Origin of the sequence: uncultured Maricaulis sp. (genome assembly GCF_963975345.1) — a bacterium.
Taxonomy (GTDB): domain Bacteria; phylum Pseudomonadota; class Alphaproteobacteria; order Caulobacterales; family Maricaulaceae; genus Maricaulis.
The window spans coordinates 73,385-97,626 of sequence record NZ_CAXBGE010000010.1 but is presented as its reverse complement, the minus strand read 5'-3'; the positions used below and the strand labels follow the sequence as shown (position 1 = coordinate 97,626).

The window sequence follows — 24,242 nt, the reverse complement described above, 5'->3', positions numbered from 1 at the left end:
TCATCTATTCGCTCATCCTCTACTCGATCTGAGTTAAAACGGAGTTAGAATTCCAGGTTAATTTTGAGTGAGTTATCGCGAGAGGCGCAGATTGCTCAAATCGCCGGCGATCATCTCGAATGCATCGCGCAGCGCATCCGAGGAGGGGGAGTCGAAATACAGCCCTGGGTGGGTCGCACAGGCCTGCATCATGTTGCGGGTCGAGCTGGAATTGACCTGAAAGGTGATGGTGTAAACCCGAATTCCGAGGCTTTTGGCATACTCGCAGGCCGCCGCGGTGCGGCTATTGAGGGCATTGCGGATCGTGCTGTCATTGGACGAGACGATGCCGAGCCGACCATCGCGCATATAGCCATAGCCCGAATAGTCCGAGTAATTGCTATTGCCCGATCCGTTGAGATAATTTTCTCCATCGGTGAGCACGACCATCGCCTTGATCGTGTCGCCCTGCCCCCAAGGCACGCCCTCGGTGAAGGGCTCGGCCGGCGACAAGACCCGCACGCCCCAGCTGACACCGATCGGGATATTGGTCGTGCCGCTGGCGATCATGTCGGAAATCCCGCCATTAATCAGGGTTTGATCGCCGGTCAGCGGCGTGATCGGCCGTGCGGTACAGCCCCAGCCGGGACCGGCGCCGTAAGAGACCGAACTGCCGGTATATTTGGGTGAGTTGCGCATCCGGGCGCGCTGGTCAGAGCCCGACATCTGATCGCTCATATAGCTGTTGGGATAGGAGCCATAGCTCGACTCGTCGGGTGCAAAATAGGGCAGAAAGAGCGTCTCCGGCGTTGAGGCGCTGGGCGGGGTGTCTTCGATATCATGAGGAATGGCGCGCGCCTCGACGCAGCCCGTCCAATTGCGATTGGTGATCGTGTCGAACAGGTCCCAGCGATTGGCGGCGGGGATGAAATTCTCCGAATGCAGCGGCGAGAGCGCATTGGGATCGAGCCACCAGGCGCGCTCATACCGGGTGCCGACATTCACCGTTGCGGCGAACGGCACGAGGCCGATCTTGAGTCGGCCCGGATCAGAGCTTTCGAACAATATGTCGGTCAGAAGACGGGCGGCATCGCGCAGGCTGGAGATTTTCGAGCCGCCCATCGAGCCGGTATTGTCGAGCACCATCGCCAGTTCGAGCCGGCGACGGGTGCGCTGGACTTCGCTTTCCCAATGCACGGTGATGGAATCGATCCCGATCAGGGAGAGAATATGCGTGGTGACACGGGCTTCGGCGCTGACGGTGACAATGTCGTTGACGGTGTCGAGCGCCACGGTCAGCCCGCCAATCTCGCCGATCTCGGTCGAGGGGTAATTGGCGCGCACGAAGCCGAGTGCGAACGCGGCCGCGTCTGCTTCGCTGAGCGATGTCTGCACCCCGACGGCCAGTGCCGCCGCGTCGAGCGCCTGGGCCAGCCGGGTGCGGGCATTGAGGGCTTGGTTGAGATCGACCGACCCGCCCGTCAGCACCATCAAGGGCATCAACAGGATCGAGAACATCAGTGCGACATTGCCGCGCCGGTCAGCGGCCCAGCTCCGCAGATATGAGATCAGGCACGATGGCATCGGGTTCACAATCCTCAGAACCGCACGATACTGCGCGCTGGCCTGCCGCTTGGGCATTGAGTTTTGGAATTGCGGTAAAAAACCGGCTAACACCGAGCGGACAAACTGATCGAGGTGCTTCATGTCCCAGCCATCGCCCTTCCTTGCGACCGCGATTGATGAATTGCGTGATCTGATCAGCTTCGACACCACCTCGCGCAATTCCAACCTGCCGCTGATCGACCATGTTGAGCAGCGGCTGAGCGCGCTCGGCGCCCGTTGCGAACGCATTCCCAGCAGCGATGGTCGCAAAGCCAATCTGCACGCGATTCTCGGCCCGATGGTCGATGGTGGTGTTGTGCTGTCAGGCCATACCGATGTCGTGCCGGTCGATGGACAACCCTGGACCAGTGATCCCTGGACGCTGACCGACAAGGGTGATGGCAAGCTCTATGGGCGCGGCACTTGCGACATGAAGGGCTTCTCCGCATGTATCCTCGCCCTGGCGCCCATGTTCGCCGCCGCCAAGCTGAAACGCCCGCTCCATATTGCACTTTCCTTCGACGAGGAAATCGGCTGTATCGGCGCGCCGGCGATGATCGAGAAAATCATGGCGGGGCCAGTCAAACCCGCCAGCGTCATCGTCGGAGAGCCGACCGACATGAAAGTCGTCACGGCCCATAAGGGCCTGTTCTCGATGGTGGTGAAACTGCGCGGCCGTGAGGCCCATTCCAGCCTCGTGCGCGACGGTGCCTGCGCCGTCACCCATGCGGTGCCGCTCATGCAATACCTGGTCGATTGCGCCGCCGAAATGGAAGCCGCCGCGCCCGCTGACAGCCCCTACACCCCGCCCTTCGGCACGCTGACGATCGGCGAGATGAAGGGCGGCACCGCGCTCAACATCCTCGCCCTTGATGCCCAATTCGCCAGCCTGATCCGCCCCGCACCCTGGGATGACCCACACAAAATCGAGGCAGGCTTGCGGGAGCGCGCCGCAGCGGTCGAGGCGAAGATGCGCCAAGCCGCGCCCGAAGCCAGCGTGACTGTGACCGTGCGCTCAAACGTCCCCGCCTTCGCCCGCGAGGCCGACGGCTCTGCCGAACGTCTGGCGCGCCAGCTCACCGGTGATAATTCCACCCGCGTCGTCAGCTATGGCACCGAGGCTGGCCAATTCCAAGCTGCGGGCCTGTCCGTCGTCGTCTGTGGCCCCGGCTCGATCACCCAGGCGCATCAGCCCGATGAGTTTGTGGCGATTGATCAGCTCGATCAGTGTTGCGGGTTTATAGAGCGGTTGGTGCGGGTGCTGGAGGGGTAGGAAATGACGCTTCTTGAGGCGAGTGAAATAATCCGGATGTTTGCGACGGGCGACCCTGCTTTGGGGAAATGGGGCTGGGATGATTTTGTCTCGGTGAGTGACCCCGATCCAGCGGTGAATGCCCTGCGTTTGCGTGCTGGTCGGGTGAATTTGGATTATCCCTCGGACAATCCGTCCCACTGGTGTTCCAAGGCCGGCATAGCCGTATTGCTCACGATCGCGGACGAGGCTGCCCGGGCGCACTCGGCAGTTGGCATCGACTGAGGCGCGCAGTCCGACGGCCATAAATTCTGGCCATCTGTTGAAGTTGGCGACAAAAAAGGGCACCCCGAAAGGCGCCCTTTTCATTTCAGCGGATCGAAGGGATCGGCCCGCGACCTTCACCGGTCTCACTCGAAATCGGCTTGGCAGTCGCCGGCGGCCGCCGCGTCGCGCAAGGCTTCAATCAGAAAATCAATCGCGAGCTGACGTGTAGCGGCATCGGACAAAACAAAATGGTCCAGATCGCGGATCTCCAGCTGCACGGGCGTATCCGGGTTCAGACGGCGCGCGCGGTCCAGTGCCGCTTGTGCCATCCGGACCGCAGGCCACATGGCGTCATTCTGCCCGGCGATGAGCAGGGTCGGGTGCGTAACGCGTTCAACCGGTATCGCCGCCGCTTCGACAGCGCGTTCGTTTTGAAGGGCGTCGAGATGGTATTCCCCCACCTCATAGCGATTGAAAAACACGTCCGGCAGGTGGGTCGATAACCAGGGGTAGGGCACGAAATCCAGCGGCCTGCCTGCCAGGGACCAGCTCGAACGAGCGCCCAGCCGGATGTGGGGGGCCTGCCAGGCGACATGACTCGGTGAAGCGGCGATCGTGGCATCCATCAGCCGATCCCCGGGATCTACAAACTCCTGTTCGTGGGCGGCAAGCAGAAGCGCTAGCTCTCCGCCTTTTGAGACTCCGATGACAGCGAGGCATCTGTGTTGCGCGCCCCGCGTTTCGCGGGCCAACTCGATGACAGCTGCGATTGGTTCGAGAGGTCGCTCGACGAGTTGGTCAGGTTGTCCGTCATGGCCGAAATAGGAAAGGCCCAGGGAGGAAATCCGTCGAGCCGTCAGATCGTGCAGGAAGTCACCGAACCACAGGCCCCCGTTTGAACCGCCAAGCAGGATGACGAGTGGCGGTATCCGCTCACCATCCGGATCGATTTCGACCAGCTGTACGACGACATCGGCATGGGACATGGGTGGCATGACGACAATTTCGTAGGGCGCTCCCAGTACATCAGAGGTGTCCTGGGCGTCCACAGAACTCGCAGACACTGCCAAGGCTGCAATCACGAGGGTCGCCAACAAATGATGTGGATTGAGTGGGATCGTCTGCTCCTTGGCACGCTCAACCCGATGCCGGCGCCGAGTTCGCGCTAGAGGCTATCGCAAACGCAATGCTGGCGCGACCCACCTCGCTGGGACCCGCTTCATCGGCGGACCACGACAAAAAAAGGCGCCCCGAGAGGCGCCCCTTTTCAATTCGTCAGACCGGAAAGCCTTACCCCGCAACCTTCACCGGCTTCGGTGGCGTCGCGGCTTCTTCGCGGCCTTTGCCCCAATAGGAGATGCAGGGGATTTTCGCCTTGTCGCAACGAGCGGCATATTTGTGGGCGATGTCGGTGACTTCTTCCATCAGGCCGGCGGCGAGGGTGATTGGCTTCAGGCCCAGCTGCAGGAAGGTGTCGTTTTCGACATGCAGGTCGTTCTCGTCCGCCTCATTGCGCGGATTGGGGACGAGTTGCACTTCGGCATGGGTCAGATCAGCGATCATCGCGGCCAGATCGCGGACCCGGTGGGTCTCGGTCATCTGGTTGATGATGCGGACCTTCTCGCCAGCCTTTGGCGGGTTCTCGATCGCCAGCTGGATGCAGCGCACCGTGTCCTGGATGTGGATGAAGGCGCGCGTCTGGCCGCCCGTGCCGTGCACGGTGAGCGGATAGCCGACGGCGGCCTGCATCAGGAAACGGTTCAGCACTGTGCCGTAATCGCCATCATAATCGAACCGGTTGACCAGGCGCTCATCGCGCTTGGTCTCTTCGGTCTGGGTGCCCCAGACGATGCCCTGGTGGAGATCGGTGATCTTCACCTTGTCGTTCTTGTTGTAAAAATGGAAGAAAAGCTGATCCTGGGTCTTGGTCATGTGATAGATCGAGCCCGGATTGGCCGGATAGAGAATCTCCTGATCCTGCAGCCCGTTATCCGTCTGTACCTTCACCTTGAGATAGCCCTCAGGGATCTTCATGCCCGCCGTGCCATAGCCATAAACACCCATCGTGCCGAGGTGGACGAGATGGATATCGCGGCCGCTTTCGACGATCGCGGCGAGCACGTCATTGGTGGCGTTGAGATTATTGTCGACGGTGTAGCGTTTGTGACGGGCCGACTTCATTGAATAGGGCGCGGCGCGCTGTTCGGCGAAATGCACGATCGTGTCGGGATTTTCTTCCTCGATCAGATCGATGAATTCCTGGAAATCCTTGCCGATATTCATGTTCACGAAACGAATGTCGCGGCCGGAAACCTCTTTCCATGCGGCGAGACGTTCGGTCATCGGCCGGATCGGGGTCAGAGACTCCACTTCCAGTTCAACGTCGATCTTGCGGCGTGAGAGATTGTCGACGACGACGATGTCATGTCCGAGATTTGAGAGGTAAAGGGCTGTCGGCCATCCGCAGAAGCCGTCCCCACCAAGAACGATAACTTTCATAATACCGGCACCCGCCCAAGAAGTTTGTATGATGTCTACTCTGCTTCTCGCAGGCGTACAGTTTCATTTCAAGTCCCCGGTCTGCGGTCGGACAGGTGAAGCACTGCGCTGGCACACATCCAACCTGCCCGGCGAATGCCGATAAATGTGTCGCAGCGCTGTTTTGCCGCACACCTCTGGTGGACTACGACCTTAAAGGCGGGTAAGTCCGCGCCAATTTAGAGCATGACCGGTGAGATGTCCGCCGGTCGCGGTGACGGGTATCGAGGAGACAAGCCATGGCGCTTCGGGTTGCAATCAATGGGTTTGGCCGTATCGGCCGTCTGGCACTGCGTGCAGTGTTGGAGAACCAGCGCTGGGGCGAAGTTGAAGTCGTGGCGATCAATGACAGTTCGACGCCCGAGACCAATGCCCACCTTCTGACCTATGACAGTGTCCATGGCCGCTATCCCGGCAAGATCGAAGTCGGCGAAGACTGGCTCGATGCCGGTTTCGGCCGCATCATGAAAGTCTCCAATCGCGATCCGTCCCAATTGCCCTGGAAGGCGATGGGCGTTGATCTGGTGATGGAATGCACCGGCAAGTTCAACGACAAGGCCGCCGCGATGGCGCATATCGGGAGCGGCGCCAAACGCGTACTGTGCTCGGCCCCGGCCAAGAATGCCGACAAGACCATCGTCTATGGCGTCAATCACGATCAGCTGACCGCCGCCGACATCATCGTTTCCAACGCCTCATGCACCACGAACGGCCTGGCACCAGTTGCCAAAGTGCTCAATGACGCCGTCGGTATCGAGCGCGGTCATGTCACCACTATCCACGCCTATACCGGCGACCAGCCAACGTTGGACCGCAATCACAAGGATCTGCACCGCGCCCGTGCCGCTGCGATGTCGATGATCCCAACCTCGACCGGGGCCGCCAAGGCGGTTGGCCTGGTGATCCCCGAATTGATCGGCAAGCTCGATGGTGCCGCCGTGCGCGTGCCGACCCCGAATGTGTCGCTGATCGACATGGTGTTCGTGCCTTCGCGCCCGACAACGGCGAAAGAGCTTTCCGACGCCGTCATCGCCGCCGCCGATGGCCCGATGAAGGGCATTCTGGGCTATGACAGCATTCCGCTGGTCTCGATCGATTATAATCACGATCCGCGCTCCTCGATCGTCGCCATCGACAAGATCAACGTCATCGATGAGCGCCTGGTCCGGGTGATGACCTGGTATGACAATGAGTGGGGCTTCGCCTGCCGCATGGTCGATACGGCCGTGGCGATGGGCAAGTTTCAGTAAGCCCGACCAGACAGGGACCGCATCATGACCAAGATCCGCCGTATCCAGGACGCTGAATTGGGTGGCAAGCGCGTGCTCGTGCGTGTCGATTTCAATGTGCCGATGCGCGATGGCGTCGTGACCGACGATACCCGTCTGCAATCGGCCCTGCCGACGATTGAATTCCTGCGCGAAGCCGGCGCGAAAGTGATCCTGCTGGCGCATTTTGGTCGCCCCAAGGGCAGCCGCGTCACCGGCCTGTCGCTGGAGCCTGTGGCGCAGCCGCTGGCCGATCTGATTGGCGATGCCGTTGATTTCGTCGATGACATCGTCGGCGATGATGCCGCGTCTGCCGTTGCAGAGATGGCGAATGGCGATGTGATCCTGTTGCAGAACACGCGTTTCGAGGCCGGTGAGGAAGCCAATGATCCCGGTTTCGCCGCCGCTCTGGCCCGGCTCGGCGATCTCTACGTCAACGACGCCTTCTCCGCCGCCCATCGCGCGCATGGCTCGACCGAAGGCGTGACGCATTTTCTGCCATCCTATGCCGGTCTGGCGATGCAACGCGAGATCGACCAGCTCACGGCCGCGCTTGATGAGCCGGCCCGACCGCTGATCGCGCTGGTCGGCGGCGCCAAAGTCTCGTCCAAGATCGATTTGCTCAAGAATCTGGTGAAGAAGGTCGACATCCTTTTCGTCGGTGGCGGCATGGCCAATACCTTGCTGCATGCCCAGGGCATCAAGGTCGGGGCCAGCCTGTGCGAGGCGGATCTGGCCGACACGGCGCGGATGATCCTGGTCGCGGCGGAAGAGGCCGGCTGCCGGCTGATCCTGCCGAGCGATGTCGTGCTGGCAACCGAATTCAAGCCCAACCCGCAAACGCGATTGACGGCGGTGCACAATGTCGGCGCGGACGAGATGATCCTCGATTGCGGTCCCGGCACCGTGGTTGCCCTCAACCAGGTGATCGATGATTGCCGGACGCTGATCTGGAACGGCCCTCTGGGTGCGTTCGAGACGCCTCCCTTCGATGGCGCAACGATGGCGGTGGCCGAGCATGTTGCCCGCGCGGCGCGCGAGCAGGGTCTCGTCGCCGTCGGTGGCGGCGGCGATACGGTCGCAGCGCTCAACCAGGCCGGTGTCGCTGATGATTTCACCTTCATTTCGACGGCGGGTGGTGCCTTCCTCGAATGGATGGAAGGCAAGGTCTTGCCGGGTGTCGAGGCGTTGATGGCGCGCGATAGCGTTGGCGCCTGAACCGGCAGCGACAAGAACAGGAATTCGCGCCCTTTCCCGTATTGGGATTTGGCCGCGCCCCGTATAGAAGGGGCGAAACAGACGATGCTGATGATAAAGATCGAACCAAGCTGGGGATGACATGATGGATCTCGACCAACTCAACGAAACCGCCTGTGCCATGGTGGCGCCCGGCAAGGGCCTGCTGGCAGCCGACGAATCCACCGGGACGATCGGCAAGCGCTTCGCCTCGATCAAGCTGGAAAATACGGCCGATAATCGCCGCGACTGGCGCGAAATGCTGTTCCGCACCGAGCCTGCGATGAGCCAATATGTCTCCGGCGTCATCCTCTATGACGAGACCATCCGCCAGAAAGCCAAGGACGGCACTCCGTTGGCCAAGCTGATCCAGGACGCTGGCGCGATCCCGGGCATCAAGGTTGATGCCGGTGCCAAGGGGCTGGCCGGCAGTGATGGTGAGATGATCACCGAAGGCCTCGATGGTCTGCGTGAGCGGCTCGCCGACTATTACGGGCTCGGCGCCCGCTTCGCCAAATGGCGCTCGGTGATCAATATCGGCCGCGATGGCGATGAATCCATGCCGAGCCAGTATTGCATCAACACCAATATGCACGCGCTCGCCCGCTATGCGGCGCTGTGCCAGGAAGCCAATATCGTTCCGATCGTTGAGCCGGAAGTCATCATGGATGGCGATCACTCGATCGAGCGTTGCTATGAAGTGACCGAATTCGCGCTCAAGACCCTGTATCGCGAGCTGTTCGACCAGGGCGTTATCCTCGAAGGCACGATCCTGAAGCCGAATATGGTGATCTCGGGGACGAAGAATGACGACCGCGCCAGCATCGAGGAAGTCGCCGACATGACGATGCAATGCCTGGCCAATTGCGTCCCGGCCGCTGTGCCCGGCATCGCCTTCCTGTCCGGCGGTCAGTCCGACGAGGAAGCCACCGCGCACCTCAATGCGATCACGTCGAGCTATGACCTGCCTTGGCCGGTCAGCTTCTCCTATGGCCGTGCGCTGCAGGCGGCACCGCTGAAAGCCTGGGGCGGCAAGTCCGCCAACGTCAAAGCGGCTCAAGCTGCCTTCAACCACCGCGCCAAAATGAACAGCCTCGCCGCGCTGGGTGAATATGATGCCGCGATGGAACAGGAATTGGCCGGGTCGTAACGCGCCCGCACTGATCGATCCATAAAAAACGGGGCCCGCAAGCGGGCCCCGTTCTCGTTTCGCAATGCGGCAGTCTTACTGGTCGTATTCGGTGATGAAGAGCGTGGCGGGTGCTGTGCTGTCACCATAAGTGCCAACCCAGATATCATATTGGCCTGCCATGACGCCCTGACCGCCGATCAGCGGGTTGAAGCCATTGGTGTCATCATCGCAAAACCAGGTGCCGTCCGGTCCGTTGACGACCAGCGTCGTGTCTGCCGCGGAGGTGACGCCGATGAAGAGTTGCGAGCCGCCGTCGCCGTATTGCAGGCGGAAATCCGGTGCATCGGCGATCAGGCCGACACAATTACCGTCAATCGATGAGGCGTCGATCGAGCCGCCAGCCACGACCTGGGCCTGGTAGGGGTCAGGCATGAAGCCGGGATTGAGGGCGACCGAGCCATAGGTTGGCGCAAGCGAGACGTTCTGCGCTGAGGCGATACCGGTCAGCGCCGCGACAGCAATAGCGGCGGCAAGTAGAGTTTTCATGGACATGAGATTCCCCTGGAGAAGACAGCCGGAACAAGGCGGTTGGTTGATGCATTGCACAGTGGCCTGTCCATGATGACGGCACGATGAACGGCTCGACTGACCTTACATTTGGCACTGAGCATTGGACGGGCGGTTGGATCGAGACCGCGTCGCTTTCATCAAAGCTTTCCGGACGGGAGGGTTAGACAATGTCGCTGTGTCCGCTTGGTGGGGTGACATTCCCTATTTCTGGACTCGCAGACGCAATGGGGACAAGAATAATTCGCGCGCAGGCATTTCGGCGTGCAGCAAATGGGACTGTGGCGCCTTCGCGCTCATCATTCCTCCCCCTTTTTGTAGGCTTGACCATGCCCGCCACCACCTTTCTCGCCTTGGTATGTCCCGAATTCGCGCTAGCGGACTATGAGCAGATCCAGCTCTGGCGGCGCGAGCATGACGCTGCCCTGGCCGATCAGGTCCTGCCGCATTTCACCCTCGTCTTTCCGGTAGACGGCTGGAAACCGGGTGATCTCATCCGCGAAACCCAGACCCGGCTTGAGGGCCAGAAACCCTTCGAGATCGTGTTGGACAGGGCTGTCTCACATTCCAATGCCGACAGCGAAGACGTGATGGAGTGGCTGGTTCCGACCATAGGTCGCGAGGCGCTGAGCGCCTTGCAGGACCGGCTCTATGCCGGTGCCCTTGCGCCGGAGCGGCGTGCCGGCCCGGCCGCAATGCCGCACATCACCATCGGACGCGGCTCGGACGGTGCGGCCTCGCAGGTGCGGGTCAGGGATATTAATGAGGCCGGCCTCTCGATGCGCTGCCGGGCCAGTGCAGTACAGATCGTCCGCCAGAAGGGCGAGCGGGTGAAGCTGCTGGAACGCATCGAGCTGGGCCGCGAGCGCTGAGGGCTCAGTGCAGGCCTTTCCCTTTGTGCGCCGAGCGGCTAAATCCCGGCTCATGATCACTGCCGCCGCCATGGAGCCTTCACGATGAAACAACGCAATTGCCAGCTTCTCATTGTCGGCGGCGGTCCCGGCGGCTATCCGGCGGCGATCCGTGCCGGCCAGCTCGGGCTCGATGTCGTCATCGTCGACAAGGACGGACTGGGCGGCACCTGTCTCAATCGCGGCTGCATCCCGTCGAAGGCGATCATCCACGCGGCCAGCAAGTTCGAGCATATGGGCGATCATGCCGAGGGCGCGCCCTTGGGCATCTCGCTCGCGTCCAAGCCCGTGCTCGACATGGGCAAGCTGACCGACTGGAAAGACGGCATCGTCACCAAGCTGACCGGCGGCGTCGCGACCCTGCTCAAGGCGGCCGGTGCCGAACATATTTCAGGCTGGGCCAAATTCACCGGCGCCAAGACCTGTGTCGTCGATTGTGAGGACGGCAGCCAGATCGAAATCACCGCCGAGAATGTCGTTCTCGCCACCGGCTCGGTTGAGGTCGAACTGCCCTTCCTGCCGTTTGGCGACGCGGTGATCGGTTCGACCCAGGCGCTCGATCTGACCGAGCTGCCGAAAAAGCTCGTCGTTGTTGGGGCCGGCTATATCGGTCTGGAACTGGGCATTGCGATGCGCAAGCTCGGCTCGGAGGTGACCTTTATCGAGGCCGCGCCGGCCATCCTGCCGATCTATGACAAGGAAATCACGCGTCCGATCACGATGTGGCTGAAGAAGCACAAGGTTGATGTGAACCTGTCCTGCAAGGCCAAGGGCGTGGTGACCGAAGGCAAGAAGACCTTCCTCGAATACGAAGACGCCAAGGGCGCGGCCCAGCGCATCGAAGCCGACAAGATCCTCGTCGCCGTCGGCCGCAAGGCCTGTCTGGCAGGCTGGGGTGTCGAGACGATGGGGCTGGAGCTGGTCGATGGCCGCTTCATCAAGGTCGATGACCAGTGCCGCACCGGCATGCGCGGCGTCTGGGCGATCGGCGATGTGATTGGCGAACCACTGCTGGCCCACAAGGCCACCGCCCAGGGCGAGATGGTGGCCGAACTGGTCGCTGGCCATCGCCGGGTGTTCGATCCGGTCTCGATTGCTGCCGTCTGCTTCACCGAGCCGGAAATCGTCGGTGTCGGCATGACGCCCGACGAAGCCAAGGCCAAGGGCGAAGAGATCATCACCGGCAAATTCCCGCTCGCCGCTTCGGGCCGTTATCTCTCGATGGAAGCCGGAGCGGATGGCGGTTTCGTCCGCGTCACGGCGCGGGAAAGCGATCATGTCATCCTCGGCATCCATGCTGTGGGCACCCATGTCTCCGAGCTGTCGGGCGAATTTGCCCTGGCCATCGAGATGGGCGCGCGTCTGGAAGACATCGCCGGCACGATCCACGTCCACCCGACCCTGACCGAAGGCTTCGCCGAAAGCGTGCTGACCGCACTGGGGCACCCGATCCATATTTCGGCGCCGAAGAAATAAAGGCCGCGCCGGGCGCGAACCAGGGGAGTAGCGGGTCCAATGGCAAATTTCGAAAAGCCCTCGACAGAGGCCGGGATCATCGCCCATGCCCTGTGCGGGGCCTATCTCATGGTCGCGTTTTCAGACGGCAAATATGTGCAGTCCGAAAAGGTCCGGTTGGTTCACGGGCTGCTCTCGAAGAACGTCCCGGCCGGGGTCGCGAAAGCGGACCTTGAAGCGGCGCTTCCAGCCATTGAACGCGCTTTTGCGGCTGATTACGAGACCGCTGCCAAGCGCGTCCTGGAACTCATTGCTTCGGTCAGCGCTAACGGGATTGCCAAGCGCGCCGTCATCCATGCTGCGCAAATCGCGGTGGTGGCCGACAATGCGATCGTCGCCCAGGAAGCGGGCGCGCTGGAGCGGATTTCAGATGCCCTGGACCTCAAGAAGGGTGCGATCTAGGCGGACGCATAACGGCCATACACTTCCCATCCGGGATGGCGGGCGCGTATGGATAGGGCCTTGCGAGAAGGTATGGGTGGAATGACGAACGGGTCAGCAGGTTTTGGCGTCATTGCGCCGCTGGAGAATACGCCCGAGGGCGAGGGATTTGGCTGTGTCTCCTTCGAGACCGCGCTGCTGCGTCAGATCACGCCGCAGGCGTCTGATTTCGACGAACTCGGTCATGTCAATAATGTCGTCTATCTGCGCTGGGTGCAGGATATCGCCGTGACCCACTGGCACGCCGTTGCCACGCCGAAGATGATCGAGGCCGAGGTCTGGATCGCGCTCAAGCACACGATCGAATACCGCGATCCGATCCTGCCCGGCGAGAGTGCCGAAATCCGCACCTGGCTCGGCGAGGTTCGCGGTCCGCGCTTCGACCGCCATGTCGACATCCGCAAACCCGGCGCCAAACGCTTCTCCGCCCGGGCGGTTACCGAATGGTGCCGCATCAACCGCGCCACCCGCCGCCCGATGCGGATCGGCCGCGATGTGCTGGATTTGTTTCAGGTGCCGGGCTGAAGCCTCAGCTTGAGGCCTCTGGCCGCCGCTGTCTCATTGAGCTCGGCCACAAGCTCAGGGTCTACCGGAATCCCGTCCCGCAGCCGCTTGCCGCGCAGGGCCCGTTCCGGATCGCCGGGATAGAGAACCGGACTGTCCCAATCCATCGGCGGCGAGCCGAGGGCGTAATCGGCCATCGCCTCGATCTCATGCTCCATCCATCCGGCCTCGCCGAACAGGGCCGGATTGATCAGGATCGCGAACAGGCCATTGCGCACGGCGCCCTCACGCGGTTGCTCCGGCTGGATCGTGCCGCCGCCGGACAAGACGCCCCCCAGCAGTTCGCACGCCAGAGCGAGACCATAGCCTTTATGGCGTCCCATCGGGGTGAGAGCGCCCTTGCGTGGATCACCGCTCATGCCCGACGGGTCGGTGGTCGGCATGCCATGCTCATTGATCAAAGAGCCGGACGGGATGTCCTGGCCGCGGGCGGCGGCCATCTTCAGCCGGCCCAGCGAGATACGGCTAGTCGCCATGTCGAGTACGAAGGCTGAACGCTGCGGCGTGGCCGTAAAGGCGATGCAGATCGGATCGGTGCCGAAGCGGGCGTCCGAGCCGTGAAATGGTGCCACGATGGGGGGCTGGCCGGTGACATTGACGAACAGAATTGCCGCCAGACCGGCGGCCGCAGCCTGCTCACCATAGGCACCAATGCGGCCGAGATCATGGACATCGCCCAGCGTCGCTGCCGCCAAACCGTGTTCGATCGCCTTGGCGCCGGCTCGCTCAATCAACTTTGTCGCGGCGGGTGGGCCCCAGCCGCCATCAGCATCGACGCGCAGAATGATCGCCGTTTCGGCCAAGACTCGCTCGGCACTGTCGAGCTTGACGAATTTCTTGTCGGTCTGGTCGAGCCAGGCCGGCAGCAGGTCAATACCATTGCTGTCATGCCCGGCCAGACTGGACGCCGTCAGATGCTCCGCAACGGCTATTGCATCAGCGGGTCGCGCTCCGGCCGCTTGCAACAGTGCGGCAGCAAAGGCGGTCATCTGCGCAGCGGGCAGTCGGATATCCTTGGCGTTCATACAGTTTCACCTCGGCGATGACGGGTCGTGACCGCCAGCCTGGGCACAGTCACGCTCGGACCATAGCCAGTCGCGACAGATGATGCGAGCCGGATCGGCCATCCCGCGCCTTGCAAGCGTGACCACGCGCCGAATTCTTCCTCCTACGTGAAAAAAAATCAGCACTGCGTCAAATGTTCGTGGCGTACTTAAATGTTTCGCAACCGGTTTGGGGCATTGTCCTCGTGCCGGGCAAGACCTGCCTGGAAGACATCAACACGGTGCCGGACACGGAAAAAATTCCGGGCGGCGTATGCAAAATGGATGAAGGGTAAGTCGATGTATAAAACGGGAACCATGATTTTGGCGGTGGCAATGTCCACCATGGCCTTTTCGGCGACTCCGGCGTTCGCTCAGGACCGCGAACGTACGAGTGTTGAAGCGCCAGATTATCCACGCGGTGCAGAGCGTCGCGGCGTCGAGGGTTATGCCGTCGTCCAGTACACGGTCTCGCCGGATGGCACTGTTGAAAATCCGACAGTCGTTGAGGCTCAGCCCGAGGGCGTGTTCGACCGCGCCGTCCTGCACGCCATCGAGGGTTGGAGCTATGCGCCTGCTGCGGTTTCGACCGAAGGCCTGACCACACGTTTCGACTTCAACCTGGGCGGCTAACGACCCGGGAAGCAAGGTCAGCCGACAAAAGAATCCGGCGATCTGCAGCATCATAAGGTTTCATTTACGGGCGGCGCGTTAGCGTCGCCCGTAACTTTTCATCGAGGCCATTAACCATAGAGGGCCGAAGTCATGACTTCAGTATTTGCCGGACTTGTTGAAAAAACGTCCAGCGTCAAATTTCGGCTCTTGGCCGCTTTCGCCCTGTCCTCCGCAATGACACTCGTCGCTGTGATCGTTGGTGTGACGGGCTTCAACTCAACCAATTCAGCGGTTGGTCAGATTACCAGTCGCGCCATTCCCGAAACACTGGCGGTCGATGCGCTCAGCGAATCCAGCCAGGGCGTCAGTGCTGTGCTGCAGGAACTCGCCTTATCGCCGACCGCTGTGGTCCGGGTCGAAAATTTCAACCGCGCTGTTACGCTTCGCGACGGCATGGCACCCCAGCTGGAAGCGCTGCGCGTCTTGTCGAGTGAGGCCGAGATTGCGACCTTGACTGGCGCGGTCACCGAATTGTCGGGCATGGTCGAGGGTATGAATACTGTGGTCGACCAGCGGCTCAGCGTTCGAAATCTGCGGCGCGACGCAACCAACCAAGCGCGTCAGACGCGAGCGAGTTTGGCCAGTAGCATCGAAGGTGCGCTTGACGTCAGCGACGATGCCGATATCGAGAGCCTGCTTCGCGCCTTGCTCGCGGCAAACCAGATGCTGATCCAGTATAATGAACTCGACGTCGCGGCCAGTGATGAAGAGGTCGACAGTATTTATGATCGTTATGACGAAGCTGCTGGCGAGCTCGACGTCAATCTGGCAATCCTTCAAAGTGAAGTCTCGCCCGCGATCCGCGACCAAGCGGATATTTTGATCGGTTACGGCGACGGCGCTCAAGGTGTATTTGAACTGCGCAAGGCCGAGTTGGATGCGATCGCTGAAGCTGAAAGCTTCTCGGATGAATCGCGTGCTGCCGCCGACTCACTCGTCTCGCATGTCAGTGATTTCAAGCGAGAGGTTGCCGGTCGGGTTGATGTGGCGACCTATGCCGCCAATTCTGCCGTCGTTACCGGCCGCATCCTGCTGATCGTCATTGCTGCTGTCGGGCTTGTCATTGCGGCCGGTATTGGCTGGTTCTACGTCAATATGACCCTGCTCAAGCGCATCAGCGCCATGGCCCGCACGATGAGAGCGTTGGCCGAGGGCAATAGCGACGTCAATCTGGGCTTCACGCCCGGCAATGACGAAATCGGTGATATGGCCCGGTCGGTCGATGTCTTCCGTCAGAATGCGATTGAGCGCGCTCGTCTGGAATCAGAAACCGAAGCCGAGCGTCGGATGAAAGAAAAGCGTTCGGCTGCGGTCGAGAGCTTGATCCAGGCGTTCGAAGAAGCGTCTGCCGACGCCATCGGTCAGGTCAGCGCCGCCGCGACCCAGATGGAAGCGGCCGCTCGCACCATGAGTTCAACCGCTGCGGCCACCACCGGCAAATCCGCCGCCGTGGCACATGCTTCTGAAGGCGCGTCACAAAACGTCCAGACCGTCGCGGCGGCGGCAGAAGAAATGGTGTCTTCGATCGGTGAAATCAGTCAGCAGATCGCCCGCTCGACCCAGATCGCCGGCAGCGCCGTCGATCAGGTTGAACGCACCAATGGCGATGTGCAACGCCTCGACGACGCCGCCAAGAGCATCAATGACATTGTTGGCCTGATTAGCGACATCGCCGAGCAGACCAATCTCCTCGCGCTCAACGCCACGATTGAAGCGGCCCGTGCTGGTGAAGCCGGCAAGGGCTTTGCCGTGGTGGCCTCCGAAGTGAAAGCCTTGGCCAGTCAGACCGGTGCGGCGACGCAGAATATCTCGAAGCATATTTCCGGCATCCAGAGTGCGACCTCAAAGGCGGTCGAGGCGATGTCCTCGATCGGCAGCACGATCCACGAGATGAGCGAAATCGCGACGGCCATTGCTGCGGCGATGGAAGAGCAGCGTGCTGCGGCCGGCGAGATCACCCGCTCGGCCCAGGAAGCCGCCGACGGTACGCGAGACGTGTTCGCCAATATCCAGGAAGTCGATCGGGCGACCTCGGAAACCGGCGAAAGTGCGGGCGAGGTTCTTGAAGCTTCGCTGGCAGTTTCACGTCAGTCCGGCAGCCTGAAAACCTCCGTCGAGCAATTCCTCACCGAGGTCCGTTCGGCCTGATCTGCAGTCAACTGAAATCAGGGACCGCCCGTGGCTTGTCAGCTGCGGGCGGTCCGCGTATAGGGCGTGCCTCTCTGCTTGCAGAGGGTGTGGCGGGGTAGCTCAGCTGGTTAGAGCGCAGGACTCATAATCTTGAGGTCGGGAGTTCAAGTCTCCCTCCCGCTACCAACATCTTCTCTCCCGATACGGCAGGACCGGCGCGCCCATCGGGCTGTGGCATTTGCGCGCGCTTGGCCTGACAGGCCGTGACATCCGCGCTGAAAAGACTAGACCATAGGACAATCAAAGAGGTGGTCCCATGAGACTCTTTTCATCCAATCGGCTGCTGATCGGCATGGTCGGCATCGTCGTCATCGCGCTGATCGTCTATCTCGTTCTCGGCTATGCTGAACTGCCGACCATGCATATGAGCGGGCATGGCTGGTTCGCGCTTGGGCTTGGCGTCACGTTCTCCACAATACTCGGTGTCGTCCTGTCGACCGTCTTCATCATCGGCCGCCGCCGTGGCTTCGACGAATCGGCCCATGACGCCGTCATCGATACCGACCCTGAGACCTGATTTCCCGCTCAAGCATGGTCGCTGACGGCTCGTTCGATCCAGGCGCAAAATCGCAGAGCGACGCCTGATCCGCCATCATGCCTTGGCGGGCGACTCGACTGGTTTGGCCGACACGGCGCTGGCAAATGTTTCGAGATAGCTCGGGTTTTCCGTCCGCATCCATCGATCCCACCACGAGAAATACAAACCGTAATTCCACCCGGCCTGCGAGTGGTGGAGATCGTGATGCGTCACCGTCGTGAGCCAGCCGAACAGCGGTTTTCCGTCACGGTCAGCGGGAAATAGTTCATAACCACAATGCCCGATCGCGTTGCGGATCATCATGTGGGTCACGAATATGACAACTCCCAAAAATGAGACGGGCAGCACAGTCAGCACGACAGGCAGGAACAACGCGTTTAACGCCGCTTCGCCCGTGTTGAAGGCATAGGACGTCCAGGGCGTTGGGTTGAAAGAGCGGTGATGCAAGCGGTGTAATCTGCGGAAGAGGATGGGGTGATGGATCATGCGGTGTGTCCAGTAGAACCACGCATCGTGAAGCACGATGATAGCCAGAACCGAGACGCCAAAATAGGGCCAGCCCAGCTCACCAGCGTCCTCATATATCCGCACCCACCCCATGCTGTAGCCGAATGCTGTGGCTAGACCGAATAGTGCAAAGACAAGAACCGTGCGTAGCGAGGCGAAAATTTCACGAACGATCTGCGGCCAACCGGGCGTGTCCGCTCGGATCTTGCGAGATCGCAGCGGCCCTGCCAACCCGATGTTCACAATCAGGAATACCGCGCCCGCGCCGAGAATGTATCGCATCAGGTCGGTTTGTATGAACTCTGGGATTTGCGGTGCGAGTTCGGCGAGAGCTGCGCGAACCCCGGGGGGTGATAGAAGAGTGTCCGTCATGCAAACTCCTGTGTTCATTTCCGGGCCACCGACGGCCGGCTGAGAAAGTCGAACTCAGGATAAGGTTTGTGTTGGGGCGGTCGCGGCGATTGCGAATGTGCGCAATGCTTCGCAAAAATGACGCGACTATTTCAAATTCGCTATGCCTCCGTCAGCGCCTTGCGGCGATAGGCGGTCGGAGTCTGGCCAGTAGCTTCCCGGAAGGCCCGGTTGAACGGGGCGATCGAGCCGAAGCCAAGGTCGAGAGCGATCAAGAGGATTTGATCGCGCGCTCGCTCGGGATCCGCAAGCACGGCCTGAGCATCTGCAATCCTGTAGGTGTTGAGGAAGCCTGAGAAGTTTCGGTATCCCAGCCCTTGGTTGATCAACTTGCGCAGCCGATGCTCAGGAGTCTTCAACCGTTCTGCCAGCGCGCCAACGGTCAATACCGACTCCCGATAGATCCCAGCGGCCATCAACTCGGTCAGATGTCGGGAGAGGGCGATGTCCTCGGGCGCGATATTGGCTTGATGTGACCCTCTGGGCCTGCCCCGTGGCGGCACGGCGAACAGACTGGGTCGCGCCTGCAGGATCCAGGTAGACAATGCCAGTGAAACGCCAAACAGGGCGGCGGACTGCAATTGAGCGGCTCTAGGGGGGATGTTCCCATCGGAATAAAGAATTTCGATAATCGCGGTGGCCATCCCGACCAGTGCGACCAGAACGGTGAGTGCAATGCGAAATTGCCGCCGAGGCTCGACGAGGTCATCGCGCAGATCGCGGATCGCGAGCAGAACGGCATGGGTCATGATGGCCAAAGTCAGAATTTGCCACGCGATCGTTACGGCGGTCGCTGCAACGGAAGGCGCCGGTATTGTGAAAAACGCCGTTGCGAGGATCGCCACCAGTATCAACGGCACGAAACGCCAGACGCGCCATTGAAAATGATCATCGAAGAGGGCGGTCGTGAACCACCAGAAGAAGACGGCATTGAAGATCGAAAGCGGAGCGAGCAACAGGTCTGCGGGCGCAAGCGCTGCAGCGATCAAGGGAGACCCGAACACGGAGTAGCTCGCGGTCCCCAAAGCAAATAGCCCTCCGAGCCTGGCGGCCCAATTGCCGTTGCGCAGTGTGAAGAATACGATTGCCAGCAGGAGGGACAAGCCCGCGGCTGCCCCTCTCGCCAGAAGTTCCAGAACGTCTGCTTGCTCTGTGATCACTGGACCTCCTCATTGGCACGGGGCACGACGGACACGGCGCAGAGTAGCAATATTCGTTGCGTCAGCAATCCGGACCCCAGGTCGGTGAGGCAGGGTGACCTGATTTCGGCAACCGCGCGGGCCACTGTATCGCGGACGCAGATACGGTTTGAGAGTGCCTCCATGGCACTATTGCGGTTCTCGGTGCGACAGGCCGCGCGCGCGGCGCTGTCGATCTTTTCGAGAACGCGGGCTGCGCCGGCTTCGCTGTTCAGCTCTGAGCGGTCGAAGCTGACTGATCGCGCCTGTGCCGAGACCGGGCCGGACAGCAGCATGGAAGCGGCGAGCGCCGACAGGATGGGGCGGGTGTGGAATGCAGACATGAGACTCTCCTTTGGTTTGAGGAGGCCAGTTCGCATTTCTCTGGTGAGGCGATCTCCGCGAAATTGAAATTGCGCGATGGTTTTGGATATCGCGCTGAGATTTTCGGAAATGTTCTGGAATGGGCGCGCATGCCCAAACACTCGACCTATCCCAAGGCACAGCTCGGATGGTCCGTGGCGTTTTCCTACGGAGCTTCGGCTGATTGGTTTGAAATCCAGACGAGAAAATCATCCGAACTCTCGTCGGTATTGATGTCGAGGGCAAGATAGCACGGGGTGGTCGCCGGGTGCAGGGCGAGGACACGCGCGCGAAGGCGATTCGATGCCTGCTCGCTGACTTTCAAGATCATGACGACCTCGCTTGCCGTCTCGATTGTGCCCTGCCAGCGATAGACACTCGTCATGCCCGGCAGGATATTGGCGCAGGCACACAGGCCTTCGCCAACCAGGGTCTGAGCCACCTGCTTCGCCAGCGCCGCCTCGGGCCATGTGGTGTAGATCCAGCGATACTTGCTCATGGCCATCCCCTGCTCGCGCGATTATAGAACGGCCATGGATACGCGACCGACCTCCAGCTCTGCACTGCTACTCTTCTCCGGCGGCCAGGATTCCGCAACCTGCCTGGCTTGGGCCTTGGCACGCTTCGAGCGTGTCGAGACGGTCGGCTTCGATTACGGCCAGCGTCATCATGTCGAGATGCAGGCGCGGCTCGATGTCCGCGCCGCACTGGTTGAGACATTTCCCGATTGGGCGGCGCGGCTGGGCGCGGATCATGTCGTTGACCTGTCCGGTTATGGCGCCCTCGCCGAGAGTGCGCTGACCGCCGACCGGGCGATCGAGATGGCGGCGGATGGTCTGCCGAGCACATTCGTACCGGGCCGCAATCTGGTGTTCCTGACCGTCGCTTCGGCGCTCGCCTACCGCCGTGGGCATGGCGTCATGGTCGGCGGCATGTGCGAAACTGATTTCTCCGGCTATCCCGATTGTCGCCGCGCCACGATTGACGCGATGCAGCAGACGCTCAGCCTCGGGTTGGCGAGCGATATCGGCATCGAGACTCCATTGATGTGGCTCGACAAGGCGCAGAGCTGGGTTCTGGCGCAGGAGCTGGGAGGCGAGGCGCTGGTCGAGATCATCCGCACCCGCACGCATAGCTGTTATCGTGGTGATCGCAGCGAATTGCACGAATGGGGTTATGGCTGCGGCGATTGTCCGGCCTGCGATCTGCGCGCTGCCGGCTGGCGCCAATGGCGCAGTGGGGCCGCAGCATGAAATATTCGGTCAAAGAGATTTTCATGACGGTGCAGGGCGAGGGCGGTCAGACCGGCCGGCCGGCGGTCTTTCTGCGCTTTGCCGGCTGCAATCTGTGGAGTGGCCGCGAACAGGATCGCGCGACCGCTGTTTGTAATTTTTGCGATACTGATTTCATTGGCATGGACGGGCCGGGCGGCGGACGCTTTGAGACACCGGCCGAGCTGGTGGCGGCGGTCGCGGCGATGTGGCCGGGTGGCGGCAAGCCGCTGGTGGTCTGTACCGGCGGTGAGCCCCTGCTACAGCTCGACGCGCGCCTGATTGATGCCCTGCATGCGGCGGGCTTTGAAATCGCGATAGAGACCAATGGTACGCTGATCGCGCCGGAGGGGATTGACTGGATCACCGTCAGTCCGAAGGGCAAGGCACCGGTGGTTCAGCGCAGCGGTCATGAATTGAAACTGGTCTTCCCCCAGCCCGGTCTCGATCCGGCCGACTATCTCGGGTGGGATTTCAAACGCTTTTCGTTGCAGCCCATGGATGGCGCCACGATGATGGAGAATGCCCAAGCGGCGTTTGAATATTGCATCGCGCATCCGCAATGGACGCTCAGCCTGCAGACGCATAAGTGGATCGGGGCGCCTTGAATACGGTTCAGCGTTCGAGGAAGCCGCAGGCGGCCGTCATGTCTGCCTCGGAGTCCTGCAGGAAACGCGCGATGCGCAGGATTTCCGCTGGCGCATAACCGCTCTCGCGCACCAGGCGGGCGACTTCGGTTTCCATCCCTGCCGGGTCTGTTGCAAAGCGGTACATGCGACCGACGACGTAAAAATCGCGATAGTTCAGCTGCGCCGAGAGCCAACCGGCTGTGCAGGCGCAGGACGGAACCGGGTCGTGGGACTGGGTGCCGACCTGGGCGACGCAGGAACGCACGATTTCACGCGTCATCGTCTGGCGTGACGGGGCTTCCGCCGCGTCAGACACCAAAAACAACGCAAATAATGGAATCAAACTCGTGGCCAACATGCCGTTTCCCCCAAACCGGCTCTGGCAGGATCATCGCGCCATGGGCGCCTTGAGTCCACCAAAGATAAAGGCGCGTCATTGCTGACGCGCCTCTTTCATTGCAAGTCTTGGGCAAGTTCCGCGTTGGTTCGTGTTCAGGACGGGTTGGCGTCGCGGGCTTCAACCCCATTCCCGACATCGCCGGCAAAGCGGTTGAAAGCGCGGCGCGCATCGGTCCAGGTGCCGGATCCGACCACGTTGACGATATTATAGGATTGCCAAGAATAGCTGAAGTTCTGAAGTTTTTCGCCCGATGCGGAAACCAGCTCGGCCTCGATGCTCGCGCCGCCAATGCTGATGCTTTCCATACTCAGGCCGGGTGTGGCGCTCAATTGTTCCAGGGTGGGACGATTAGGGGTCGCGTCGAGGATGGTGACATAGAGGGTCGAACCATTCTCGCCGAGATGACCGGCCAGTTCGCGCTCGAGATCACCGCGCAGGATCTGCCGAAGCCGATCAAACTCACGTTCACCGATATCGTCGGCCTTGTCGGCCAATTCAGCGCCGATCTGGATCGGGGCGATGGTGACAGGTTCTGCTGCCAGTGCCGCTCCGGCCGTCAAAGACAGTGCCGTTAGGGCTGCGAGGGAGAGTGTCGTCGTCATTAGCCGCAACATGTGCGCCTCCATAAATCCAAGTCCATATTCCCCAAGCCACCAACATAGCAGGTCAGGCGCGGATTTGTTAGAGGGCTGGTAGTCAGCGCGTCCGGAAACCAGATTAAATTCTCGTAGGCTTACCGATTGTCGTCGGAGTCATCATCGGAGTCTGGCAGCACCAGATCAACGGCGGCGCCGCCGACGGCCCCGACCGTCTTGACGGCGGCACCGGCTGTGCCGAGGGCTACATCGGCCACCAGCGCCGTCGCACCGATGACGACGCAGCCCGACAGCGCCGGAGCAAGCAGGGCGAGAAGCAGGATGGGGCGAAGGTATTTCATGGCAGTCTCCAGATATCGGCACCGCCACCCTTCGCCCACAGGCCTTGCATTAGGGTGAACGCGCCAGCTTATTCTGGCACCTCCACCATCACCAGCTCAAGCGCGGTCGTCGCCGAGATGGTGATTTCAGCCTCGTCCCGGATGGCGGCGCCATCACGAGCGTCGAGTTCGACCCCATTGACCGTGCCGCTGCCGATGGCGAGCACCAGATAGGCGCGGTGACCGGGCTTGATCGCATGGGTGACCGACTGGCTTTCCAATAGCGTTGCACCCAGCACCTTGGCGTCCTGGCGGATCATCAAGCCGCCATCCGTCTCAGGATCGCCCGAGGCAAGCACGACCAGCTGGCCGGTACGGTCGCCAGTCGGGAAGGCGGCGCTATCCCAACGCGGTTCGCCGCCGGCTTCGCGCGGCAGGATCCAAATCTGGAATAGCGAGGTGGATTCGGCTTCCTGGTTGAATTCCGAGTGCCGGATCCCGCTGCCCGCCGACATCACCTGGACGTCACCCGCCATCGTGCGGCCTGCATTGCCGAGACTGTCGCGATGGCTGATCGCGCCTTCGCGGACATAGGTGATGATTTCCATGTTTTCGTGCGGATGCGGCGCGAAACCACCGTCGGCGGAGATTTCGTCATCATTCCAGACCCGCAAGGCACCCCAACCCATCCGGTCCGGGTCATGATAGCCCCCGAAGCTGAAATGATGCCGGGCGTTGAGCCAGTCAGTTCTGAACCGGCCAAGGCCGTCAAATGCGCGTTTCTCGATCATGATCGATCTCCATCTGTCTGTGTTGACCGCATAGATGGGTCCGCTGACAGGTGGG

General features: G+C 61.1%; 27 protein-coding genes and 1 tRNA gene. 15 read left to right on the top strand and 13 right to left on the bottom strand.

Going from position 1 to position 24,242, the window contains the following annotated elements; translation table 11 throughout:
* Positions 1-72 precede the first annotated feature (72 nt).
* Positions 73-1,563, bottom strand: coding sequence for a pilus assembly protein TadG-related protein (locus tag AAC029_RS11935; RefSeq protein ID WP_339748025.1), 1,491 nt, complete (start codon positions 1,561-1,563; stop codon positions 73-75).
* Between the two features lie 121 nt (positions 1,564-1,684).
* Here AAC029_RS11935 and argE point away from each other — a divergent pair, with 121 nt between their 5' ends.
* Both argE and AAC029_RS11925 read left to right on the top strand, forming a co-directional pair.
* A complete protein-coding gene (gene argE / locus AAC029_RS11930; RefSeq protein ID WP_339748023.1) occupies positions 1,685-2,857 on the top strand; it encodes an acetylornithine deacetylase in 1,173 nt (390 codons plus the stop codon).
* 3 nt (positions 2,858-2,860) lie between these two features.
* Positions 2,861-3,121: a hypothetical protein gene (locus AAC029_RS11925; RefSeq protein ID WP_339748021.1), complete on the top strand. Its 261-nt coding sequence runs from the start codon at positions 2,861-2,863 to the stop codon at positions 3,119-3,121.
* Between the two features lie 125 nt (positions 3,122-3,246).
* Here AAC029_RS11925 and AAC029_RS11920 read toward each other — a convergent pair whose 3' ends face one another.
* Together AAC029_RS11920 and AAC029_RS11915 are read right to left on the bottom strand one after the other, a co-directional pair.
* Complete coding sequence (locus AAC029_RS11920) at positions 3,247-4,098, bottom strand: acyl-CoA thioester hydrolase/BAAT C-terminal domain-containing protein (RefSeq protein WP_339748018.1); 852 nt, start codon at positions 4,096-4,098, stop codon at positions 3,247-3,249.
* A 295-nt stretch (positions 4,099-4,393) separates the two neighbouring features.
* Complete coding sequence (locus AAC029_RS11915; RefSeq protein WP_339748016.1) at positions 4,394-5,602, bottom strand: NAD-dependent epimerase/dehydratase family protein; 1,209 nt, start codon at positions 5,600-5,602, stop codon at positions 4,394-4,396.
* Positions 5,603-5,880: 278 nt separating this feature from the next.
* Here AAC029_RS11915 and gap point away from each other — a divergent pair, with 278 nt between their 5' ends.
* The 3 genes from gap (at position 5,881) to AAC029_RS11900 (ending at position 9,295) form a co-directional block, all read left to right on the top strand.
* Entirely contained in the window at positions 5,881-6,891 is a 1,011-nt protein-coding gene (gene gap, locus AAC029_RS11910) for a type I glyceraldehyde-3-phosphate dehydrogenase (protein ID WP_339748013.1), read from the top strand.
* Between the two features lie 24 nt (positions 6,892-6,915).
* Positions 6,916-8,127, top strand: a complete 1,212-nt coding sequence (locus tag AAC029_RS11905) for a phosphoglycerate kinase (RefSeq protein WP_339748010.1) — start codon at positions 6,916-6,918, stop codon at positions 8,125-8,127.
* A 121-nt stretch (positions 8,128-8,248) separates the two neighbouring features.
* On the top strand, positions 8,249-9,295 hold the full coding sequence (locus AAC029_RS11900; RefSeq protein WP_339748007.1) for a class I fructose-bisphosphate aldolase: 1,047 nt from the start codon (positions 8,249-8,251) through the stop codon (positions 9,293-9,295).
* 75 nt (positions 9,296-9,370) lie between these two features.
* Here the strand turns inward: AAC029_RS11900 and AAC029_RS11895 are convergent, their stop codons facing one another.
* Positions 9,371-9,823, bottom strand: coding sequence for a peptidase S1 (locus AAC029_RS11895; protein ID WP_339748004.1), 453 nt, complete (start codon positions 9,821-9,823; stop codon positions 9,371-9,373).
* Positions 9,824-10,173: 350 nt separating this feature from the next.
* Between AAC029_RS11895 and AAC029_RS11890 the strand changes: the two genes are divergently transcribed.
* The 4 genes from AAC029_RS11890 (at position 10,174) to AAC029_RS11875 (ending at position 13,236) form a co-directional block, all read left to right on the top strand.
* Positions 10,174-10,716, top strand: coding sequence for a 2'-5' RNA ligase family protein (locus tag AAC029_RS11890; protein ID WP_339748002.1), 543 nt, complete (start codon positions 10,174-10,176; stop codon positions 10,714-10,716).
* An 84-nt stretch (positions 10,717-10,800) separates the two neighbouring features.
* Positions 10,801-12,231: a dihydrolipoyl dehydrogenase gene (lpdA, locus tag AAC029_RS11885; protein ID WP_339748000.1), complete on the top strand. Its 1,431-nt coding sequence runs from the start codon at positions 10,801-10,803 to the stop codon at positions 12,229-12,231.
* A 39-nt stretch (positions 12,232-12,270) separates the two neighbouring features.
* Positions 12,271-12,672 carry a hypothetical protein gene (locus tag AAC029_RS11880; protein ID WP_339747998.1) on the top strand — a complete coding sequence of 134 codons (402 nt, stop codon included), beginning with the start codon at positions 12,271-12,273 and terminating at the stop codon, positions 12,670-12,672.
* Positions 12,673-12,753: 81 nt separating this feature from the next.
* Positions 12,754-13,236, top strand: coding sequence for a thioesterase family protein (locus tag AAC029_RS11875; RefSeq protein WP_339747995.1), 483 nt, complete (start codon positions 12,754-12,756; stop codon positions 13,234-13,236).
* Here the strand turns inward: AAC029_RS11875 and AAC029_RS11870 are convergent.
* Complete coding sequence (locus AAC029_RS11870; protein ID WP_339747992.1) at positions 13,221-14,300, bottom strand: Ldh family oxidoreductase; 1,080 nt, start codon at positions 14,298-14,300, stop codon at positions 13,221-13,223. The genes AAC029_RS11875 and AAC029_RS11870 overlap by 16 nt on opposite strands.
* Before the next feature lie 354 nt (positions 14,301-14,654).
* On the opposite strand from AAC029_RS11870, the gene AAC029_RS11865 reads away from it, so the two are divergent.
* From AAC029_RS11865 to AAC029_RS11850, 4 genes are all read left to right on the top strand, one after another.
* Positions 14,655-14,951, top strand: a complete 297-nt coding sequence (locus tag AAC029_RS11865) for an energy transducer TonB (RefSeq protein ID WP_339747989.1) — start codon at positions 14,655-14,657, stop codon at positions 14,949-14,951.
* Between the two features lie 132 nt (positions 14,952-15,083).
* A complete protein-coding gene (locus AAC029_RS11860) occupies positions 15,084-17,141 on the top strand; it encodes a methyl-accepting chemotaxis protein (protein ID WP_339747986.1) in 2,058 nt (685 codons plus the stop codon).
* A gap of 91 nt (positions 17,142-17,232) precedes the next feature.
* Positions 17,233-17,309, top strand: a tRNA-Met gene (locus tag AAC029_RS11855).
* A 130-nt stretch (positions 17,310-17,439) separates the two neighbouring features.
* Complete coding sequence (locus AAC029_RS11850; RefSeq protein WP_339747983.1) at positions 17,440-17,700, top strand: hypothetical protein; 261 nt, start codon at positions 17,440-17,442, stop codon at positions 17,698-17,700.
* 75 nt (positions 17,701-17,775) lie between these two features.
* On the opposite strand, the gene AAC029_RS11845 is transcribed toward AAC029_RS11850, so the two are convergent.
* The 4 genes from AAC029_RS11845 to cutA all read right to left on the bottom strand — a co-directional run bounded on the left by AAC029_RS11845 (position 17,776) and on the right by cutA (position 20,679).
* Complete coding sequence (locus AAC029_RS11845; RefSeq protein ID WP_339747980.1) at positions 17,776-18,600, bottom strand: sterol desaturase family protein; 825 nt, start codon at positions 18,598-18,600, stop codon at positions 17,776-17,778.
* 140 nt (positions 18,601-18,740) lie between these two features.
* Entirely contained in the window at positions 18,741-19,799 is a 1,059-nt protein-coding gene (locus AAC029_RS11840) for a helix-turn-helix domain-containing protein (RefSeq protein ID WP_339747977.1), read from the bottom strand.
* Positions 19,796-20,161, bottom strand: a complete 366-nt coding sequence (locus tag AAC029_RS11835; protein WP_339747974.1) for a UrcA family protein — start codon at positions 20,159-20,161, stop codon at positions 19,796-19,798. Before AAC029_RS11835 ends, AAC029_RS11840 begins: the two co-directional genes overlap by 4 nt.
* Positions 20,162-20,346: 185 nt before the next feature.
* Complete coding sequence (gene cutA / locus AAC029_RS11830; protein WP_339747971.1) at positions 20,347-20,679, bottom strand: divalent-cation tolerance protein CutA; 333 nt, start codon at positions 20,677-20,679, stop codon at positions 20,347-20,349.
* 34 nt (positions 20,680-20,713) lie between these two features.
* Between cutA and queC the strand changes: the two genes are divergently transcribed.
* Both queC and queE read left to right on the top strand, forming a co-directional pair.
* Positions 20,714-21,433 carry a 7-cyano-7-deazaguanine synthase QueC gene (gene queC / locus AAC029_RS11825; protein ID WP_339747968.1) on the top strand — a complete coding sequence of 240 codons (720 nt, stop codon included), beginning with the start codon at positions 20,714-20,716 and terminating at the stop codon, positions 21,431-21,433.
* A complete protein-coding gene (gene queE, locus AAC029_RS11820; protein WP_339747965.1) occupies positions 21,430-22,059 on the top strand; it encodes a 7-carboxy-7-deazaguanine synthase in 630 nt (209 codons plus the stop codon). The genes queC and queE overlap by 4 nt, the downstream gene beginning before the upstream one ends.
* 7 nt (positions 22,060-22,066) lie before the next feature.
* Here the strand turns inward: queE and AAC029_RS11815 are convergent, their stop codons facing one another.
* From AAC029_RS11815 to AAC029_RS11800, 4 genes are all read right to left on the bottom strand, one after another.
* The gene (locus tag AAC029_RS11815) at positions 22,067-22,438 is read right to left on the bottom strand and encodes a hypothetical protein (protein WP_339747962.1); all 372 of its coding nucleotides are present in this window, start codon (positions 22,436-22,438) and stop codon (positions 22,067-22,069) included.
* Positions 22,439-22,572: 134 nt separating this feature from the next.
* Positions 22,573-23,094, bottom strand: coding sequence for a hypothetical protein (locus AAC029_RS11810; RefSeq protein WP_339747959.1), 522 nt, complete (start codon positions 23,092-23,094; stop codon positions 22,573-22,575).
* A gap of 119 nt (positions 23,095-23,213) precedes the next feature.
* Positions 23,214-23,417 (bottom strand): hypothetical protein, encoded by a 204-nt coding sequence (locus AAC029_RS11805; protein WP_339747956.1) that lies wholly within the window; start codon positions 23,415-23,417, stop codon positions 23,214-23,216.
* 68 nt (positions 23,418-23,485) lie between these two features.
* Positions 23,486-24,187 (bottom strand): pirin family protein, encoded by a 702-nt coding sequence (locus tag AAC029_RS11800; protein ID WP_339747954.1) that lies wholly within the window; start codon positions 24,185-24,187, stop codon positions 23,486-23,488.
* Positions 24,188-24,242 lie beyond the last annotated feature (55 nt).

What these genes read in the sequence shown, in the direction of transcription:
- AAC029_RS11935 (WP_339748025.1), bottom strand. Translation starts at nt 1,563, where the DNA reads ATGCCATCGTGCCTGATCTCATATCTGCGGAGCTGGGCCGCTGACCGG.
- argE (WP_339748023.1), top strand. Translation starts at nt 1,685, where the DNA reads ATGTCCCAGCCATCGCCCTTCCTTGCGACCGCGATTGATGAATTGCGT.
- AAC029_RS11925 (WP_339748021.1), top strand. Translation starts at nt 2,861, where the DNA reads ATGACGCTTCTTGAGGCGAGTGAAATAATCCGGATGTTTGCGACGGGC.
- AAC029_RS11920 (WP_339748018.1), bottom strand. Translation starts at nt 4,098, where the DNA reads ATGCCACCCATGTCCCATGCCGATGTCGTCGTACAGCTGGTCGAAATC.
- AAC029_RS11915 (WP_339748016.1), bottom strand. Translation starts at nt 5,602, where the DNA reads ATGAAAGTTATCGTTCTTGGTGGGGACGGCTTCTGCGGATGGCCGACA.
- gap (WP_339748013.1), top strand. Translation starts at nt 5,881, where the DNA reads ATGGCGCTTCGGGTTGCAATCAATGGGTTTGGCCGTATCGGCCGTCTG.
- AAC029_RS11905 (WP_339748010.1), top strand. Translation starts at nt 6,916, where the DNA reads ATGACCAAGATCCGCCGTATCCAGGACGCTGAATTGGGTGGCAAGCGC.
- AAC029_RS11900 (WP_339748007.1), top strand. Translation starts at nt 8,249, where the DNA reads ATGATGGATCTCGACCAACTCAACGAAACCGCCTGTGCCATGGTGGCG.
- AAC029_RS11895 (WP_339748004.1), bottom strand. Translation starts at nt 9,823, where the DNA reads ATGAAAACTCTACTTGCCGCCGCTATTGCTGTCGCGGCGCTGACCGGT.
- AAC029_RS11890 (WP_339748002.1), top strand. Translation starts at nt 10,174, where the DNA reads ATGCCCGCCACCACCTTTCTCGCCTTGGTATGTCCCGAATTCGCGCTA.
- lpdA (WP_339748000.1), top strand. Translation starts at nt 10,801, where the DNA reads ATGAAACAACGCAATTGCCAGCTTCTCATTGTCGGCGGCGGTCCCGGC.
- AAC029_RS11880 (WP_339747998.1), top strand. Translation starts at nt 12,271, where the DNA reads ATGGCAAATTTCGAAAAGCCCTCGACAGAGGCCGGGATCATCGCCCAT.
- AAC029_RS11875 (WP_339747995.1), top strand. Translation starts at nt 12,754, where the DNA reads ATGACGAACGGGTCAGCAGGTTTTGGCGTCATTGCGCCGCTGGAGAAT.
- AAC029_RS11870 (WP_339747992.1), bottom strand. Translation starts at nt 14,300, where the DNA reads ATGAACGCCAAGGATATCCGACTGCCCGCTGCGCAGATGACCGCCTTT.
- AAC029_RS11865 (WP_339747989.1), top strand. Translation starts at nt 14,655, where the DNA reads ATGTCCACCATGGCCTTTTCGGCGACTCCGGCGTTCGCTCAGGACCGC.
- AAC029_RS11860 (WP_339747986.1), top strand. Translation starts at nt 15,084, where the DNA reads ATGACTTCAGTATTTGCCGGACTTGTTGAAAAAACGTCCAGCGTCAAA.
- AAC029_RS11850 (WP_339747983.1), top strand. Translation starts at nt 17,440, where the DNA reads ATGAGACTCTTTTCATCCAATCGGCTGCTGATCGGCATGGTCGGCATC.
- AAC029_RS11845 (WP_339747980.1), bottom strand. Translation starts at nt 18,600, where the DNA reads ATGACGGACACTCTTCTATCACCCCCCGGGGTTCGCGCAGCTCTCGCC.
- AAC029_RS11835 (WP_339747974.1), bottom strand. Translation starts at nt 20,161, where the DNA reads ATGTCTGCATTCCACACCCGCCCCATCCTGTCGGCGCTCGCCGCTTCC.
- cutA (WP_339747971.1), bottom strand. Translation starts at nt 20,679, where the DNA reads ATGAGCAAGTATCGCTGGATCTACACCACATGGCCCGAGGCGGCGCTG.
- queC (WP_339747968.1), top strand. Translation starts at nt 20,714, where the DNA reads ATGGATACGCGACCGACCTCCAGCTCTGCACTGCTACTCTTCTCCGGC.
- queE (WP_339747965.1), top strand. Translation starts at nt 21,430, where the DNA reads ATGAAATATTCGGTCAAAGAGATTTTCATGACGGTGCAGGGCGAGGGC.
- AAC029_RS11815 (WP_339747962.1), bottom strand. Translation starts at nt 22,438, where the DNA reads ATGTTGGCCACGAGTTTGATTCCATTATTTGCGTTGTTTTTGGTGTCT.
- AAC029_RS11810 (WP_339747959.1), bottom strand. Translation starts at nt 23,094, where the DNA reads ATGTTGCGGCTAATGACGACGACACTCTCCCTCGCAGCCCTAACGGCA.
- AAC029_RS11805 (WP_339747956.1), bottom strand. Translation starts at nt 23,417, where the DNA reads ATGAAATACCTTCGCCCCATCCTGCTTCTCGCCCTGCTTGCTCCGGCG.
- AAC029_RS11800 (WP_339747954.1), bottom strand. Translation starts at nt 24,187, where the DNA reads ATGATCGAGAAACGCGCATTTGACGGCCTTGGCCGGTTCAGAACTGAC.